Origin of the sequence: Streptomyces iakyrus (assembly GCF_000717055.1) — a bacterium.
GTDB lineage: Bacteria > Actinomycetota > Actinomycetes > Streptomycetales > Streptomycetaceae > Streptomyces > Streptomyces iakyrus.
The window spans coordinates 22,031-37,435 of sequence record NZ_JNXI01000026.1; the positions used below are offsets into that span (position 1 = coordinate 22,031).

The window sequence follows — 15,405 nt, forward strand, 5'->3', positions numbered from 1 at the left end:
GAGGCGTACCCCCATCCGAGACGAAACGGAGAGCGCGCGTGACCCGCAGCGTGTACGTGACCGGCATCGACCGAGGCGACGGGCGCCAGGTCGTCGAACTGGGGGTCATGGAGCTCCTCACCCGGCAGGTCGACCGGGTGGGCGTCTTCCGCCCCCTGGTCCACGACGGGCCCGACCGCCTCTTCGAGCTGCTGCGCGCCCGCTACCGGCTCACCCAGGACCCGGCGACCGTGTACGGCATGGACTACCACGAGGCGTCCGCCCTCCAGGCCGAGGCCGGAACCGACGAGCTGGTGTCCACCCTCGTCGACCGCTTCCACCTGGTCGCCCGGGACTACGACGTCGTCCTGGTCCTCGGCACGGACTACGCCGGCACCCAGCTCCCGGACGAGCTGGCGCTCAACGCGCGGCTGGCCAACGAGTTCGGCGCGTCCGTGATCCCGGTCGTCGGGGGCCGCAAGCAGACCGTCGAGTCCGTGCTCGCCGAGACGCGCAACGCGTACCGCGCCTACGACACCCTGGGCTGCGACGTCCTGGCCATGGTCGCCAACCGGGTGGACCGCGAGGACCGCGACGAGATCGCCGGCCGGCTCGGCTCCCGGCTGCCCGTGCCCTGTTACGTCCTGCCCGACGAGCCCGCGCTGTCCGCGCCGACCGTCTCGCAGATCGGCCACGCGCTCGGCGCCAAGGTGGTGCTCGGCGACGACTCGGGGCTCGCCCGCGACGTGCTCGGCTTCGTCTTCGGCGGCGCGATGCTGCCGAACTTCCTGGGCGCCCTGACCCCCGGCTGCCTCGTCGTCACCCCGGGCGACCGCGCCGACCTGGTCGTCGGCTCCCTCGCCGCGCACAGCGCCGGCACCCCGCCGATAGCCGGCATGCTGCTCACCCTGGACGAGGTGCCCGGCGACGACATCCTCACCCTCGCCGACCGCCTCGCGCCCGGCACCCCGGTACTGTCGGTGGCGGGTACCAGCTTCCCCACCGCCGAGCAGCTGTTCTCGCTGGAGGGCAAGCTGAACGCGGCCACCCCGCGCAAGGCCGAGCGGGCCCTCGGCCTGTTCGAGCGGTACGCCGACACCGCCGACCTGGCGCGCCGGGTCTCCGCGCCGAGCAGCGACCGCGTCACCCCGATGATGTTCGAGCACAAGCTGCTGGAGCAGGCCCGCTCCGACCTGCGCCGGGTCGTCCTGCCCGAGGGCACCGAGGAGCGGGTGCTGCACGCCGCCGAGGTGCTGCTGCGCCGGGGCGTGTGCGACCTGACCCTGCTCGGCCCGGTCGACCGGATCCGCAAGAAGGCCGCCGACCTCGGCATCGACCTCGGCGAGTCCCAGCTGATCGACCCGGCGACCTCCGAGCTGCGGGACACCTTCGCCGAGCGGTACGCGGCCCTGCGCGCCCACCGGGGCGTCACCGTGGAGCTGGCCTACGACGTCGTCTCGGACGTGAACTACTTCGGCACGCTGATGGTCCAGGAGGGTCTCGCCGACGGCATGGTCTCGGGCTCGGTGCACTCCACGGCCGCGACCATCCGCCCGGCCTTCGAGATCATCAAGACCAAGCCGGACGCCGACATCGTCTCGTCGGTGTTCTTCATGTGCCTGGCCGACAAGGTCCTGGTGTACGGCGACTGCGCGGTCAACCCGGACCCGAACGCCGAGCAGCTCGCCGACATCGCCATCCAGTCGGCGACCACGGCCGAGCGGTTCGGCGTGGAGCCGCGGATCGCGATGCTGTCGTACTCCACCGGCACCTCCGGCTCCGGCGCCGACGTCGACAAGGTGCGTGAGGCCACCGAGCTGGTCCGCTCCCGGCGGCCCGACCTGAAGATCGAGGGCCCGATCCAGTACGACGCCGCCGTGGAGCCGTCGGTCGCGGCGACCAAGCTGCCCGGCTCCGAGGTCGCCGGGCAGGCGAGCGTACTGATCTTCCCCGATCTGAACACCGGCAACAACACCTACAAGGCCGTGCAGCGCTCGGCCGGCGCCATCGCCGTCGGCCCGGTGCTCCAGGGTCTGCGCAAGCCGGTCAACGACCTGTCCCGGGGCGCCATGGTCTCGGACATCGTCAACACCGTCGCCATCACGGCGATCCAGGCCCAGACCCCCGCACCCTCCCCGAGCGAGAAGGCGACCGCCCAGTGAGCAGCCCGACCCGTGTCCTCGTCCTCAACTCCGGCTCCTCGTCGGTGAAGTACCAGTTGCTCGACATGCGCGACAGCAGCCGGCTGGCGGTGGGCCTGGTCGAGCGCATCGGCGAGCAGACGTCCCGGCTGAAGCACACCCCGGCGGGCGGTGAGAGCAGGGAGTGCGGCGGTGCGATCGCCGACCACGACGCCGCCCTGAAGGCCGTGGCCGAGGAGCTCGCCAAGGACGGACTGGGCCTGGACTCGCCCGAACTGGCCGCGATCGGGCACCGGGTGGTGCACGGCGGCAAGACCTTCACCGAGCCGACGGTGATCGACGGCGCGGTGCTCGCCGAGATCGAGCGGCTCATACCGGTGGCGCCGCTGCACAACCCGGCCAACCTCACCGGCATCCGCACGGCTCAGGTGCTGCGTCCCGACCTGCCGCAGGTCGCCGTGTTCGACACCGCGTTCCACACGACCATGCCGGAGTCGGCCGCCCGCTACGCGATCGACGTGAAGACCGCCGACGAGCACCGCGTGCGGCGCTACGGCTTCCACGGCACCTCGCACGCCTATGTCTCCCGGGCCACCGCCGAGCTGCTCGGCAAGGACCCCGCCGAGACGAACGTGATCGTGCTGCACCTGGGCAACGGGGCGTCGGCGTCGGCCGTGCGGGGCGGCCGCTGCGTGGACACCTCCATGGGTCTCACGCCTTTGGAGGGGCTCGTGATGGGTACGCGCTCCGGAGACATGGACCCGGCCGTCATCTTCCATTTGATGCGTGTTGGTGGAATGTCCGCCGACGAGATCGACACTCTTCTCAACAAGAAGAGCGGTCTGATCGGTCTGTGCGGTGACAACGACATGAGGGAGATCCGCCGCCGCGTCGACGAGGGCGACGAGCAGGCGGAGCTGGCGTTCGACATCTACATTCACCGGCTGAAGAAGTACATCGGCGCCTATTACGCCGTGCTCGGGCGGGTGGACGCGGTCGCCTTCACCGCCGGTGTCGGCGAGAACGCGGCTCCGGTGCGGGCGGCCGCCCTGGCGGGCCTGGAGGAGCTGGGCCTGGCGGTGGACGGCGAGCGCAACGCCGTACGCGGCGACGAGGCGCGGCTCATCTCGCCCGACGGCGCCCGGGTGGCCGTCGCGGTGGTGCCCACCGACGAGGAATTGGAGATCGCGACACAGACCTACGCGCTGGTAATTGGTTCGGGGAATCACACCTGAGCGGCAACCCGCCCTTTTGTATTTTCCGCCAGACGGAATATTCCGCCGGGAAACAAACCGATAGGATCGCCCCCATGCGCCGTTCGAAAATCGTCTGTACTCTCGGCCCCGCGGTCGACTCCCACGATCAGCTTGTCGCGTTGATCGAAGCCGGCATGAACGTGGCCCGCTTCAACTTCAGCCACGGCTCGCACGCCGAGCACCAGGGCCGCTACGACCGGGTCCGCGCCGCCGCCAAGGAGACCGGCCGGGCCATCGGTGTCCTCGCCGACCTCCAGGGCCCGAAGATCCGTCTGGAAACCTTCGCCGAGGGTCCCGTGGAGCTGGTGCGCGGTGACGAGTTCACCATCACCACCGAGGACGTCCCCGGCGACAAGACGATCTGCGGGACGACCTACAAGGGCCTGCCCGGCGACGTGAGCAAGGGCGACCAGATCCTCATCAACGACGGCAACGTCGAGCTGAAGGTCACCGGGGTCGAGGGCCACCGGGTGAAGACGATCGTCATCGAGGGCGGCGTCATCTCCGACCACAAGGGCATCAACCTGCCCGGCGCGGCCGTCAACGTGCCCGCGCTGTCGGAGAAGGACATCGAGGACCTCCGCTTCGCCCTCCGCATGGGCTGCGACCTGGTCGCGCTGTCCTTCGTCCGCGACGCCAAGGACGTCGCCGACGTGCACCGCGTGATGGACGAGGAGGGCCGCCGGGTCCCGGTCATCGCCAAGGTGGAGAAGCCGCAGGCGGTGCAGAACATGGAGGACGTCGTGATGGCGTTCGACGGCGTAATGGTCGCCCGTGGTGACCTCGCCGTCGAGTACCCGCTCGAAAAGGTCCCCATGGTGCAGAAGCGCCTCATCGAGCTGTGCCGGCGCAACGCCAAGCCGGTGATCGTGGCGACCCAGATGATGGAGTCGATGATCACCAACTCGCGTCCGACCCGCGCCGAGGCCTCGGACGTGGCCAACGCGATCCTGGACGGTGCCGACGCGGTCATGCTGTCCGCCGAGTCGAGCGTGGGCGCTTACCCGATCGAGACCGTGAAGACGATGTCGAAGATCGTCGCCGCGGCCGAGCAGGAGCTGATGTCCAAGGGCCTCCAGCCGCTGGTGCCGGGCAAGAAGCCGCGCACGCAGGGCGGTTCGGTGGCCCGGGCCGCGTGCGAGATCGCCGACTTCCTCGGCGGCCGGGGTCTGGTGGCCTTCACCCAGTCCGGCGACACCGCCCGCCGGCTCTCGCGCTACCGCGCGGTCCAGCCGATCATCGCCTTCACCACCGACGAGGGCACCCGCAACCAGATGGCGCTGAGCTGGGGCGTGGAGCCGTACGTGGTGCCCTTCGTGAACAGCACCGACGAGATGGTCGACCTGGTCGAGCAGGAGCTGGTGAAGCTGAACCGCTTCAACGACGGCGACATCGTGGTCATCACGGCCGGTTCGCCCCCCGGCGTGCCCGGCACCACCAACATGGTGCGGGTCCACCACCTGGGCGAGGCCAAGGGCTGATCCGTGAAGGCCCGTGAGGGCCCGTACACGCCACCGAGGGCGCCTCCTGGGATCCAGGGGGCGCCCTCGGTGTGTGCGGCTCCCGAACGGGCTCTGAGGGGCGCTCAGTCGGTGATGAAGTTGTGCAGCCCCGGCACGTGCAGGGTGCCGCCGAACTGGCCGGCCTGCTGCACCTTCACGTTGGTGAAGTAGATCAGCGGGATGTTCAGCGGCGGCGGGTGCTCAGGGTCGAACGTGATCGGGATCAGCCCGAGCAGGTTGCCGGAGATGCTCTCCGTGTACATCACGGTGTCGCCGTCGCGGATCGTGGACGTCGAGCCCTTGGCCGCCTGCACGTGGTAGGTCTTGCCGGACTGCTTGTCCTTGACGGTCTGGTGCAGGTCGCCGATGTCGGTGCCGCCCGATATGACGTACTTCAGGACCTTCTTGACGGTGCCGTTGGCGGTGCGCACCTCGACGACGCCCTTGTAGTCGGCGCCCTTCAGCGTCAGCGAGCTGGCGTTGAGGAACCACGGGTCGTCGGGCAGCGGCACCTTGTTGTCGACGCCGCCCTCGGCGTCGGTGGCGGCCGGGCAGTCGTCGGGGTCCGTGCTGGCGCTCGGGGAGGGGCTCGGCGAGGCGGTGGCCTCCTTCGCCTTCTCCGCCGCGTCCTCGGCGGCCTTCTCGACGGCCTTGGTGGTGTCCTCCACCGTCTTGCCGGCGTCCTTCACCGCGTCGGACGCCTTGCCGGTGGTGTCCTTGACGGTGTCCTCGACCGTGCCGGCGGCCTTGTCGGCCGTGTCCTGCCCGGCACCGGAGGGTTCCTCGGCCGGCTTCTCGGGGCTCTGCGACGCCGGCGCGGACGGAGTCGGGGTCGGGCTCGCCTCGCCCTTGTCCTCGCCGTTTCCGCCGTCGAAGATGCCGCCGATCGCGTCGCCGATGTCCTCCAGCACGTTGCCGCCGGACTCGGACGGCGAGGGGGACGGCGTGGCCGCCGCGTCGTCGCCGCCGCCCGTGGCGGGCGCGCTCGTGGACGGGCTCGGCTTCGGCTCGGCCTCGTCGTCGGCACCTGAATCCGACGAAGAGGAACCGCCGTTGTTCGCGTCCGGGCCGCCCGAGGGGGAAGGCTTCGGGGCCGTGTCGCCCTGGTCGTCCTTCTCGTCCGTGGCGCCGTCGCTCGCCGAGGGGGACGGCGTCGGCGAGGGGGACTCGTCGCCCTTGGAGTCCTTCTCGGAGTCCTCCAGGGCCGCCACGCAGTCCTTGTACTCGTCGGCCGTCAGGCTCTTCGACGTCGGCGCGGCCGGAGTGTCGCTGTCCGCGATGGCGAGCGTCGACGTGAAGCCCATGCCCATGAGCACCGCCGTCGGCATCGCCGCCATGGCTATCGCCTTGCCGGTCGGCCTGCTGAACCTGGTGAACAGCGGCTTCTTGGGTGCCGCGTGGCGCGGCCCGGTTCTCACACGGGACGCCCCCACATCAGCCCCGTGGGTCACCTCGTCAGCCGGCACTGTGCCTCCCGTTCGCCCCGTTGGCCGGGTTCGTTCCTGACAGATCGTTCGGCTCGTCCACCCCGTCCACGGGCCGCAGCACCGTGGTGTCGTGGTCCGGTGCCTCGGGAGCCTCGCCCGTGCCGGTGCTGGCCATGGCGGCGGGCTGTCCCGCCGGACGTGCGCCCGGCGCCCAGGCCACGGCCATCGCCCCGCCCACGAGGGCGAGGAGGAAGCCGATGAGGAAGCCGCCGATGTTCGACACGGGGATGGACACCAGCGCCAGCAGGATGGCCGCGACTCCCGCGAAGACGCGGACGTGCTTCTGGAACCAGAGGCTCACGCCCAGTACGACGAGCAGCACGCCGATGATCAGGGATCCGGCACCCGCGGTGGTCGCCATCGCCAGCGTCAGGTGACCGATCTGGAGGTTCGCGTACGGGAAGTAGGCGATGGGCAGTCCACTGAGGAGGACGAACAGCCCGGCCCAGAACGGCCGCTCACCCCGCCAGGCGCGGAACTGCTGCCTCCGGAGGGTGAACTGGCCGGTGGCGGCAGGAGTCTCGGCGCTCATGGAAAAACAGCTCCCTGGTACAGCGTTGCTGTGGTGGTGATGTGGGCCCCGCGTGAAGGCGCGGCCGGAAGGTGGACGGGCGGGGGCGCCACCGGCTCCCCCGCCCGTCATCGAGTGCTTAGTAGCACTCCTTGACACCCGTCGACAGCGACATCTTCAGGCCGCTGAGCTTGAAGGTTCCGGCGGTGGTCGCCCACGCCGTCTGCTTCACGTCGGTCAGGGTCGCCTTGTCGGCCTGCTGGGCGAAGCCGTACGGGTTCGCCGTCTCGCCCTTCCTCATGGCCGGACCCTTGTTGGCGTCCTTGGCGGCCACACCGATGTCGATGTTCTCGAACGTCGCGTCGGCACTGAGGTCGGCGACGTCGATGTAGAGGTTCTGGGCCTCCACCGGCTTCGCACCCTGACCCGCACGCAGGATCAGGCTGACGTTCCCGAGCACCGGAATGTTCGGGGTGACGACCGACTGGCACAGGTTCTTGATCGTCGCCTGCTTGAACGACGAGACGGCGACCGGGTGCACCGACTTCTTGCCGTCGAGCGTGTATCCCTCATCGAGGGCGCCGTACTGCGAGAAGCCCGTACCGACGAGCTGGTCGGTCGTGACCTTGAACGACTGGCCGGAGACGCTGAACGACGCGGCGAGAGCGCCCTGCGCGAGGGCGACACCTATCGCAGCCGTGGCGGCGACGCTGGGCACCATGACCACAGCGAACCGCTTCCATCTGGTCCCGCCACGCACCTGGGACTCCATATTTCCTCCTTCTCGGACGTACATCTCCTGTCCTGGCTCGCCCCGATTGGCGGCTCAGCCGGGCAGGGATGGGAGAAGTGCTACGTCCTCGGGAAGGAGAGCGCCTGCACTCGGCGGCGCAACTGCGCCCGAATCACCGGCGATCACCCCCGAGCGACAACCACTGGTCGCGCCTGACACGCATCACGCACAACCCTGCTGGACAGGCTTCGCCGGAAGGGCGAAGACCCCCCTGTCCAAGAGCCGGCGCCACTGCCGCCGGCTCTGCTCGGTGGGGACCCAGGACGTCCCGTGACCCAACCGGCTGCCGGGGTACGGGATTGGACCGAGCGTGGCCGATCGTGGTGCATTCTCGCCGCCCGCACAAGGGGGTTCGTTACTCGCTAGTAACGGCCGGATAACCGAACAACGACCCATCGGTCTCGGCCGACGACACAGGGTGGCGCCCGGCGGCGGTACAAAGCTGTTGATCGATGGACAGAATCCGACAGATCAACGCCGGTGACTTACTCGTAGTAACAGCGGCCGCGATTACCAAGATTTGGTAAAGCGCGGCCGCAGTGACCCTCTATCGGCAAACTTTTCACGCGGGCACCACATGCCCGGGCGTTTAACGACTGGTCAGAACAGGGCGCGCGCCAGGGCCCTGCGCGCCGCGATCACCCGGGGGTCGTCGGGTCCGACGACCTCGAACAGCTCCAGCAGCCGCATCCGTACCGTGTCGCGGTCGTCACCCACCGTGCGCTGCACGGTCTCGATGAGCCGGCCGAACGCGTCCTCGACATGACCGCCCACCAGATCCAGGTCGGCGGCGGCGATCTGCGCCTGCACATCGGCCGGCTTGTCGGCCGCGTCCCGGCGCACCTGCTGCGGGTCGACGCCCTGTACCCGCTGGAGCAACTCGGCCTGGGCGAGGCCCTGCTTGGCCTCCTCGTTGCCCGGGTCCTCGTTCAGTACGTTCTTGTACGCCTGGACGGCGCCGGACAGATCGCCCGAGTCGAGCGCCTGCACAGCGGCTTCCAGGAGTCCGTCGTGCGGGCCGGCCGGCCGCTCGGAAGCCTCCGGGGCGCCTCCCGGCTCGGCCTCGGGGTCGACGGTGAGACCGGTCAGGCCGAAGCGCTGCTCGCCGACCTGCACCAGCTGGTCGAGGGTCTGCCGGATCTGGGCCTCGCCCGCCGCTCCCTGGAAGAGCGGCAGCGCCTGCCCCGCGACGACCGCGAACACCGCCGGGATTCCCTGGATGCCGAACTGCTGCATCAGCATCTGGTTGGCGTCGACATCGATCTTGGCGAGCAGGAAGCGGCCGTTGTACTCGACGGCCAGCCGCTCCAGGACGGGGCTGAGCTGCTTGCAGGGCTCACACCACTCGGCCCAGAAGTCGATGACGACGGGCACCTCGGCGGAACGCTGCAGGACGTCCCTCTCGAACCCCGCCTCGTCGACGTCGATGACGAGATCGGCCGGGGAGATCGCCCCCGCCCCGCCCTCCCGGGCGGACTGCGCGCGCGCCTGCTCCGCCTTCGCCTTGGCCTCCTGGGCCGCCTTCACCGCGGCGAGGTCGACGACTCCGCTCATGGACATGTTCCGTGGCTGCATGCGCCTATCCTCCCCCGTCCTGCGCGCGCGTGTGAAAAACGGTGTGAAAGCCAGGCCGGTCCGGTGCCTTTCGGCGCCGGGTCCCCACCCCGCGCCGGGTGTGCGAGGCCCGTGTACGTCCCTCACGGGCTTTCGCTACGAGTCGTAGCGTAATGCCCCGCCGGGACTCCGCGACACCGCCCCCCGGTGATCTCCCTCACGGGCCCCACGGGAACCGCCGGGTCTATGGTCGTGAGATGCAGAGCCGCAGCCCAGCCAGCCGCACCGGGCGCCCGCGCAGCGCCGCGGCGGACGCCGCGATCCTGGCCGCGACCCGGGAGGCTCTGGTGGACCTCGGCTGGTCCAAGCTCACCCTGGGGGACGTCGCGACGCGCGCCGGGGTTGCGAAGACCACCCTCTACCGGCGCTGGGCGGGCAAGAACGAACTGGTCGTCGACGCGGTCGCGGAACTCTTCGACGAGCTGAAACTCCCTGACCGGGGCTCCCTGGCCGCCGACATCGAGGGCGTGGTCCTGCAGTTCGCCTCGATCCTGGCCCTCCCCGAGGCGAGGAGCGGTCTGATGGCGGTGGTGGCGGAGGCCACCCGGGACGAGGCCCTGCGGGAGCGCATCCGGGCGTCGGTCGTCGACCGCCAGAAGCGGCTGGTCCTGGAGGGCCGCTCGCGGGCCCAGGCCCGGGGCGAACTCCCCCCGGAACCGGATCCCGCCTCGTCCGCCCGCACCGTCGACCTGATCTTCGACATGGTGGCGGGCGCGGTGGTCCACCGCACGCTGGTGAGCGCGGAACCGGCGGACGAGGAATGGGTCCACCGCTTCACCGGCGTGCTGCTGCGGGGGCTGGCGGGAGAGGCCGCCCACCCGGCCGACGGCTGAGCCGCGCCCCGCCCCGCCCGGGCGGCCCGCTCAGGAGGGGCGGCCGCCGATGGTGATGTCGCCGTGGATGCCCCGGCCCTGGATCACCGTGGTCCGGGTGCCGCCGGAGATCTCGTTGTGGACGTCACCGGAAGGTGAGACGACCTCCGCGTCCGCCCGCCGCCGCCAGAGCTCCGGTGCCGCGGCGAAGCCGGGGTCCCGCCCGGCGCGTTCGTCGAGCAGCGCGGCGAGCCGCCCGGCCCGCTCCTCGGTACGCGGGGGTTCGGCGGGCACCGCCGGCTCCTCGTCGCCGGTCCGCGCCCCCCCCTTCGGGTGACGAGCTCGCGCAGGGACGCCCAGATCTGCCCTCCGGCCGCACCTGCCGTCCCCGAGGCGAGAGCCACGAGCAGTCCTGCCGTGATGGGCTCCGCGAAGGTCCTCAAGTCGTCAGCGGATCGTGCACTGCTGCGTATCGTGCCGCACGACGGCCCGCGCTCACGGCGGCACGGCGGATCCGCCCGCCGACGACCGGCGACATCGCCCCGGTCCGGGCGGCCGCGGCCCCGCGCGTGCGCTGGAACAAGCTGTCCGGGGACCGACCGGTCCTGGGCGTCCCTCGCCGTGGACGGCAAGGACAGCACCGGCCGCGTCCCGGTCGCCCGCGGAGCCGTCCGCTCCCGGCGAAGCCGGCACCGGCACCGGCTGTCGCGGCCAGCCCGGGGAAAGAGCCCGTGCCGCGCGCCCCCGCCGCGAACGCCTAAAACGACACCCCGGCGACGCCCCGGCCGCCCAAGGAGCCGCCCGCCCCGGCGAAGCCGACACCGGCACCGGCCCCCGCGCCAGGACGACCTCAGAACCCCGCGGGCTCGGTGTACACCCCCCACTCGTCCCGCAGCACCCCGCAGATCTCCCCAAGCGTGGCCTCCGCCCGCACCGCGTCCAGCATGGGCTCGATCATGTTGGCGCCGCTGCGGGCGGCGGCCAGCATCGCGTCGAGCGCGGTGCGCACCGCGGCGTCGTCACGGGCCTGCTTGCGGCCGCCCAGCGCCCGGACCTGCTCGCGCTCCACCTCGTGGCTGACCCGCAGGATCTCCAGGTCCCCGGTGACCGACCCGTCGTGACAGTTCACGCCGACGACCCTCTTGTCGCCCTTCTCCAGCGCCTGCTGGTACCGGAACGCCGACTCGGCGATCTCCCCGGTGAACCAGCCGTCCTCTATGCCGCGCAGGATTCCGGAGGTGATCGGGCCGATGGGGTGCCGCCCGTCGGGGTGCGCCCGCAGGCCGCGTTCCTTGATCTGCTCGAAGATCTTCTCCGCGTCCGCCTCGATACGGTCCGTCAGCTGCTCGACGTACCAGGAACCGCCCAGCGGGTCGGCCACGTTGGCGACGCCGGTCTCCTCCATCAGCACCTGCTGCGTGCGCAGCGCGATTTCGGCGGCCTGCTCGCTCGGCAGGGCGAGGGTCTCGTCGAGCGCGTTGGTGTGCAGCGAGTTGGTGCCGCCCAGCACGGCCGCCAGGGCCTCCACGGCGGTGCGTACGACGTTGTTGTACGGCTGCTGCGCGGTGAGGGAGACGCCGGCCGTCTGCGTGTGGAAGCGCAGCCACTGGGCCTTCTCGGACGTGGCGCCGTAGACGTCGCGCATCCAGCGGGCCCAGATGCGCCGCGCCGCGCGGAACTTGGCGATCTCCTCGAAGAAATCGACGTGCGCGTCGAAGAAGAACGACAGGCCGGGGGCGAAGACGTCCACGTCCAGCCCGCGCGAGAGGCCCAGCTCGACGTATCCGAAGCCGTCCGCGAGCGTGTAGGCCAGCTCCTGCGCGGCCGTCGACCCTGCCTCGCGGATGTGGTAGCCGGAGACGGACAGCGGCTTGTACGCGGGGATGCCGGCCGCGCAGTGCTCCATGAGGTCGCCGATGAGCCGCAGGTGCGGCTCGGGCTGGAAGAGCCACTCCTTCTGGGCGATGTACTCCTTGAAGATGTCCGTCTGGAGCGTGCCGTTGAGGACGGACGGGTCGACGCCCTGCCGTTCGGCGGCGACCAGGTACATGCAGAAGACGGGGACGGCCGGGCCGCTGATGGTCATCGACGTCGTGACGTCGCCCAGCGGGATGTCCTTGAACAGGACCTCCATGTCGGCCGCCGAGTCGATGGCGACGCCGCAGTGCCCGACCTCGCCCAGCGAGCGGGGGTCGTCGGAGTCGCGGCCCATGAGCGTCGGCATGTCGAAGGCGACCGAGAGCCCGCCTCCGCCGTTGCGGAGGATCATCTTGTAGCGCTCATTGGTCTGCTCGGCGTTGCCGAACCCGGCGAACTGCCGGATGGTCCACGTGCGCCCTCGGTAGCCGGTCGCGTACAGGCCGCGGGTGAAGGGGTACTCACCCGGCCAGCCGATCCGCTCGAACCCGTCGTAGGCGTCTCCGGGCCGCGGCCCGTACACCGGCTCCACGGGGTCTCCGGAGAGCGTGGTGAAGTCGGCCTCGCGCTTGCGCGCGGCGTCGTACCGGGCCTGCCAGCGGCGGCGGCCCTCCTCGATGGCGTCAGCGTCCATACCCTCGAATTTACTTGGACGTCCTAGTAAATGTCGATGGCTGACGGGAGAGACCTGGCGAACGGGTGAGAACGGCCGCCGCACGCGTGCGTGCGGCGGCGGTGACGCCTGGGCGGGGCTACGCCTTGACGGGCGCGGGCGCGTCCTCGGAGATACGGCCCTCCAGCTCGCGGCTGATCCGGCGCTCCACGAAGAAGGCGGCCGTCGGAACCGTCCCCGCGAGCAGCACCCACAGCTGCTTGCCCACCGGCCACTTCGCCTTGGAGCCCAGGTCGAAGGCGAAGATCAGGTACACGACGTACAGCCAGCCGTGCGCGATGCTGACGACGCGCGTGAAGTCGGCCGCGCCGTTCAGGTCGAGCACATACTTGCCGATCATGCCGAAGGTCAGCAGGACCAGCAGCACGCCGGTGACGTAGGCCATCACGCGGTAGCGAGTCAGCACGCTCTTTTTCATGACGTCGAGCGTAACCACTCGTTCCGGCAGATCTTGCCCCGGGTCACTCCTCCTGGAAATCGCCCGCCGACAGGCGCAGCGGCCGCAGCATCGCGAAGATCTCCGCGCACTCCTCCGCGTCGTACGCGCCGAGCCCGAAGTCCATCGCCATCAGGTCGCGGGTGGCCGACTCGACGACCTCGCGGCCCTTGTCGGTGATGCTGGCGAGGGTGCCGCGGCCGTCGTTCGGGTTGGGCCGTTTGGCGACCAGACCCGACTTCACCAGCCGGTCCACGGTGTTCGTCACGGACGTGGGGTGCACCATGAGGCGCTCGCCGATCTTGGACATCGGCAGCTCGCCGGACTTGGAGAAGGTGAGCAGCACCAGCGCCTCGTAGCGCGCGAACGTCAGCCCGTACGGCCTGACCACCGCGTCGACCTCGGCGAGGAGGATCTGCTGGGCGCGCATGATCGAGGTGATCGCGGCCATGGACGGCACGTTTCCCCAGCGCTGCTTCCAGCGTTCGTCGGCGCGCGCGATCGGATCGAAGGAGAGACTGAGCGGCTTCGGCACGAACCCGACCTTACCGGCCGGTCACATGGTGGTCAGCCCCGTCTCGCCCTTCGGGCGGGCGGCATCGATTCCCGCAGGGATGAGCGGCATGCCGAGCTGCTCGGCGAGGCCGTCGCCCGGCAAGAGCGGCCCGGGGAATCGGACGGAACCTGCGGGGGCGGTCCGGGCGCTGGTGGCCGGAGTACGCCCTGGAACTGGCGCGCGACGCCACGGGGCTGACCCCGGCCCCCGCCCAGGCGGCTACTCGGCGAGGTGCCGCTCCACGGTCTCCACCTTGGAGGTGAGGCCGTCCGTCACACCGGGGCGGATGTCCGCCTTGAGGACGAGGGAGACCCGGGGTGCCCGCTGCTCGACGGCTGCGACCGCGCGCCGGACGACGTCCATGACCTCGTCCCACTCTCCTTCGACGGAGGTGAACATCGCGTCGGTACGGTTCGGCAGCCCCGACTCGCGCACCACCCGCACGGCGTCGGCGACGTACTCCCCCACGTCCTCGCCGACCCCGAGCGGCGTCACGGAGAAGGCGACGATCACGCGCCCACCACGCCTTCCTTGCGGGCCCGCGTCGCGATGACGGCGTCCTCGGCCTCACGCCGCAGCTTGCGCTCCGCGAAGAACCCGCCGGCCGGCAGCACCGACAGCACGAAGTACAGGGCGGCGGTCTTCAGCGACCACTTCGCCCGGTTCCACGCGTCGGCCCAGAAGATCACGTACAGGACGAAGAGCCCACCGTGCACCGCGCCCATCACCGGCACGGCGTTGAAGTCCGTGGTCCGCTTCAGCACGGAGCAGACCAGCAGGAGGAGGAAGGAGATCGCCTCGGGCGCCGATACCAGGCGGAGGCGGCGGATGGCGGTGGCGGTCTTGAGGTCCACGGGTCACCTTCGGTAGGAGGAACGCGGCGGCCGGGTCGGCCGGGACGGCATGCGCGGGTCCGACGGTTTGTGAACGCGCGCACAAGCGTCCCGCCCATTGTGGCAAACCACCGCGGGTCCTCCGGCCCGGGGTCCGCCTCCCGCCCCCCGGCGGACCCTAGGGGTGCGGTCAGGGTCGTTCTCCACCCACGGGCCCTGTCCGCGGGGCCCGGCCTGCGGCTACCTTTCCCTTTCGTGGCGATGTTCCGACTTCAGAGCAGCAAGGTGCTCGCCGTCGACATGACCGGGGATGCCGTGAAGGCGAAGAACGGCTCGATGGTCGCGTACGACGGGGAGATGGCCTTCAAGAAGCTCAGCGGCGGCGGCGAGGGAATCCGGGGCATGGTGACCCGGCGGCTGACCGGTGAGCAGATGACGTTGATGGAGGTGAAGGGGCGGGGGACCTGCTGGTTCGCGGACCGCGCCTCCGAGATCAACCTGGTCAGCATCCAGGGCGACAAGCTCTACGTCGAGTCGAGCAACCTGCTCGCGACCGACGGCGGGCTGCGCACGGGCACGGAGTTCACGGGCCTGCGGGGCGCCTCGCAGGGCAACGGGCTGTTCACGACGACCATCGAGGGCCACGGCCAGGCGGCCATCATGTCGGACGGCCCGGCGGTGGTGCTGCGAGTGAGCGCGCAGTACCCGCTGACCGTCGACCCGGGGGCGTATGTGGCGCACCAGGGCAACCTGCGGCAGTCCTTCCAGTCCGGTGTGACGTTCCGCACGTTGCTCGGGGAGGGCGGCGGCGAGGCCTTCCAGATGCGGTTCGAGGGGGACGGGCTGGTGTACGTGCAGCCGAGCGAGCGGAACACGATCGCGGGAGACGTGTGAG

The 15,405-nt window shown here is 70.6% G+C and carries 15 protein-coding genes; 5 read left to right on the top strand and 10 right to left on the bottom strand.

From position 1 onward, the window contains the following. Positions 1-38 precede the first annotated feature (38 nt). The 3 genes from pta (at position 39) to pyk (ending at position 4,857) form a co-directional block, all read left to right on the top strand. Positions 39-2,141, top strand: a complete 2,103-nt coding sequence (gene pta, locus OO68_RS33305; RefSeq protein WP_033312943.1) for a phosphate acetyltransferase — start codon at positions 39-41, stop codon at positions 2,139-2,141. Beyond that, the gene (locus OO68_RS33310; protein ID WP_033312944.1) at positions 2,138-3,355 is read left to right on the top strand and encodes an acetate kinase; all 1,218 of its coding nucleotides are present in this window, start codon (positions 2,138-2,140) and stop codon (positions 3,353-3,355) included. Before pta ends, OO68_RS33310 begins: the two co-directional genes overlap by 4 nt. A 74-nt stretch (positions 3,356-3,429) precedes the next feature. Next, positions 3,430-4,857: a pyruvate kinase gene (pyk, locus tag OO68_RS33315; protein WP_033312945.1), complete on the top strand. Its 1,428-nt coding sequence runs from the start codon at positions 3,430-3,432 to the stop codon at positions 4,855-4,857. Positions 4,858-4,961: 104 nt separating this feature from the next. On the opposite strand, the gene OO68_RS33320 is transcribed toward pyk, so the two are convergent. From OO68_RS33320 to OO68_RS33335, 4 genes are all read right to left on the bottom strand, one after another. Then, positions 4,962-6,344, bottom strand: coding sequence for a membrane-bound hydrophilic protein (locus OO68_RS33320; protein ID WP_033312946.1), 1,383 nt, complete (start codon positions 6,342-6,344; stop codon positions 4,962-4,964). Further along, on the bottom strand, positions 6,334-6,897 hold the full coding sequence (locus OO68_RS33325) for a DUF6114 domain-containing protein (protein ID WP_033312947.1): 564 nt from the start codon (positions 6,895-6,897) through the stop codon (positions 6,334-6,336). The genes OO68_RS33320 and OO68_RS33325 overlap by 11 nt, the downstream gene beginning before the upstream one ends. Before the next feature lie 118 nt (positions 6,898-7,015). Further along, positions 7,016-7,648: a DUF6230 family protein gene (locus OO68_RS33330; protein ID WP_033312948.1), complete on the bottom strand. Its 633-nt coding sequence runs from the start codon at positions 7,646-7,648 to the stop codon at positions 7,016-7,018. 621 nt (positions 7,649-8,269) lie between these two features. Next, positions 8,270-9,244, bottom strand: coding sequence for a tetratricopeptide repeat protein (locus OO68_RS33335; protein ID WP_078625612.1), 975 nt, complete (start codon positions 9,242-9,244; stop codon positions 8,270-8,272). A gap of 236 nt (positions 9,245-9,480) precedes the next feature. Here OO68_RS33335 and OO68_RS33340 point away from each other — a divergent pair, with 236 nt between their 5' ends. Next, positions 9,481-10,116, top strand: a complete 636-nt coding sequence (locus OO68_RS33340) for a TetR/AcrR family transcriptional regulator (RefSeq protein WP_033312950.1) — start codon at positions 9,481-9,483, stop codon at positions 10,114-10,116. Positions 10,117-10,146: 30 nt separating this feature from the next. Here OO68_RS33340 and OO68_RS47935 read toward each other — a convergent pair whose 3' ends face one another. The 6 genes from OO68_RS47935 to OO68_RS33370 form a co-directional block, all read right to left on the bottom strand. Then, positions 10,147-10,389: a hypothetical protein gene (locus OO68_RS47935; RefSeq protein WP_245237270.1), complete on the bottom strand. Its 243-nt coding sequence runs from the start codon at positions 10,387-10,389 to the stop codon at positions 10,147-10,149. Positions 10,390-10,945: 556 nt separating this feature from the next. Next, entirely contained in the window at positions 10,946-12,646 is a 1,701-nt protein-coding gene (icmA, locus tag OO68_RS33350) for a coenzyme B12-dependent isobutyryl-CoA mutase large subunit (protein WP_033312951.1), read from the bottom strand. Positions 12,647-12,764: 118 nt separating this feature from the next. Further along, positions 12,765-13,103, bottom strand: coding sequence for a DUF3817 domain-containing protein (locus OO68_RS33355; RefSeq protein ID WP_033313010.1), 339 nt, complete (start codon positions 13,101-13,103; stop codon positions 12,765-12,767). A gap of 43 nt (positions 13,104-13,146) precedes the next feature. Then, on the bottom strand, positions 13,147-13,656 hold the full coding sequence (locus OO68_RS33360; RefSeq protein ID WP_033312952.1) for a MarR family winged helix-turn-helix transcriptional regulator: 510 nt from the start codon (positions 13,654-13,656) through the stop codon (positions 13,147-13,149). Positions 13,657-13,896: 240 nt separating this feature from the next. Beyond that, the gene (locus OO68_RS33365; RefSeq protein WP_033312953.1) at positions 13,897-14,190 is read right to left on the bottom strand and encodes an MTH1187 family thiamine-binding protein; all 294 of its coding nucleotides are present in this window, start codon (positions 14,188-14,190) and stop codon (positions 13,897-13,899) included. Further along, a complete protein-coding gene (locus tag OO68_RS33370) occupies positions 14,187-14,531 on the bottom strand; it encodes a DUF3817 domain-containing protein (protein WP_033312954.1) in 345 nt (114 codons plus the stop codon). Before OO68_RS33370 ends, OO68_RS33365 begins: the two co-directional genes overlap by 4 nt. Positions 14,532-14,771: 240 nt before the next feature. On the opposite strand from OO68_RS33370, the gene OO68_RS33375 reads away from it, so the two are divergent. Beyond that, on the top strand, positions 14,772-15,404 hold the full coding sequence (locus OO68_RS33375) for an AIM24 family protein (RefSeq protein WP_033312955.1): 633 nt from the start codon (positions 14,772-14,774) through the stop codon (positions 15,402-15,404). Position 15,405: the final 1 nt, after the last annotated feature.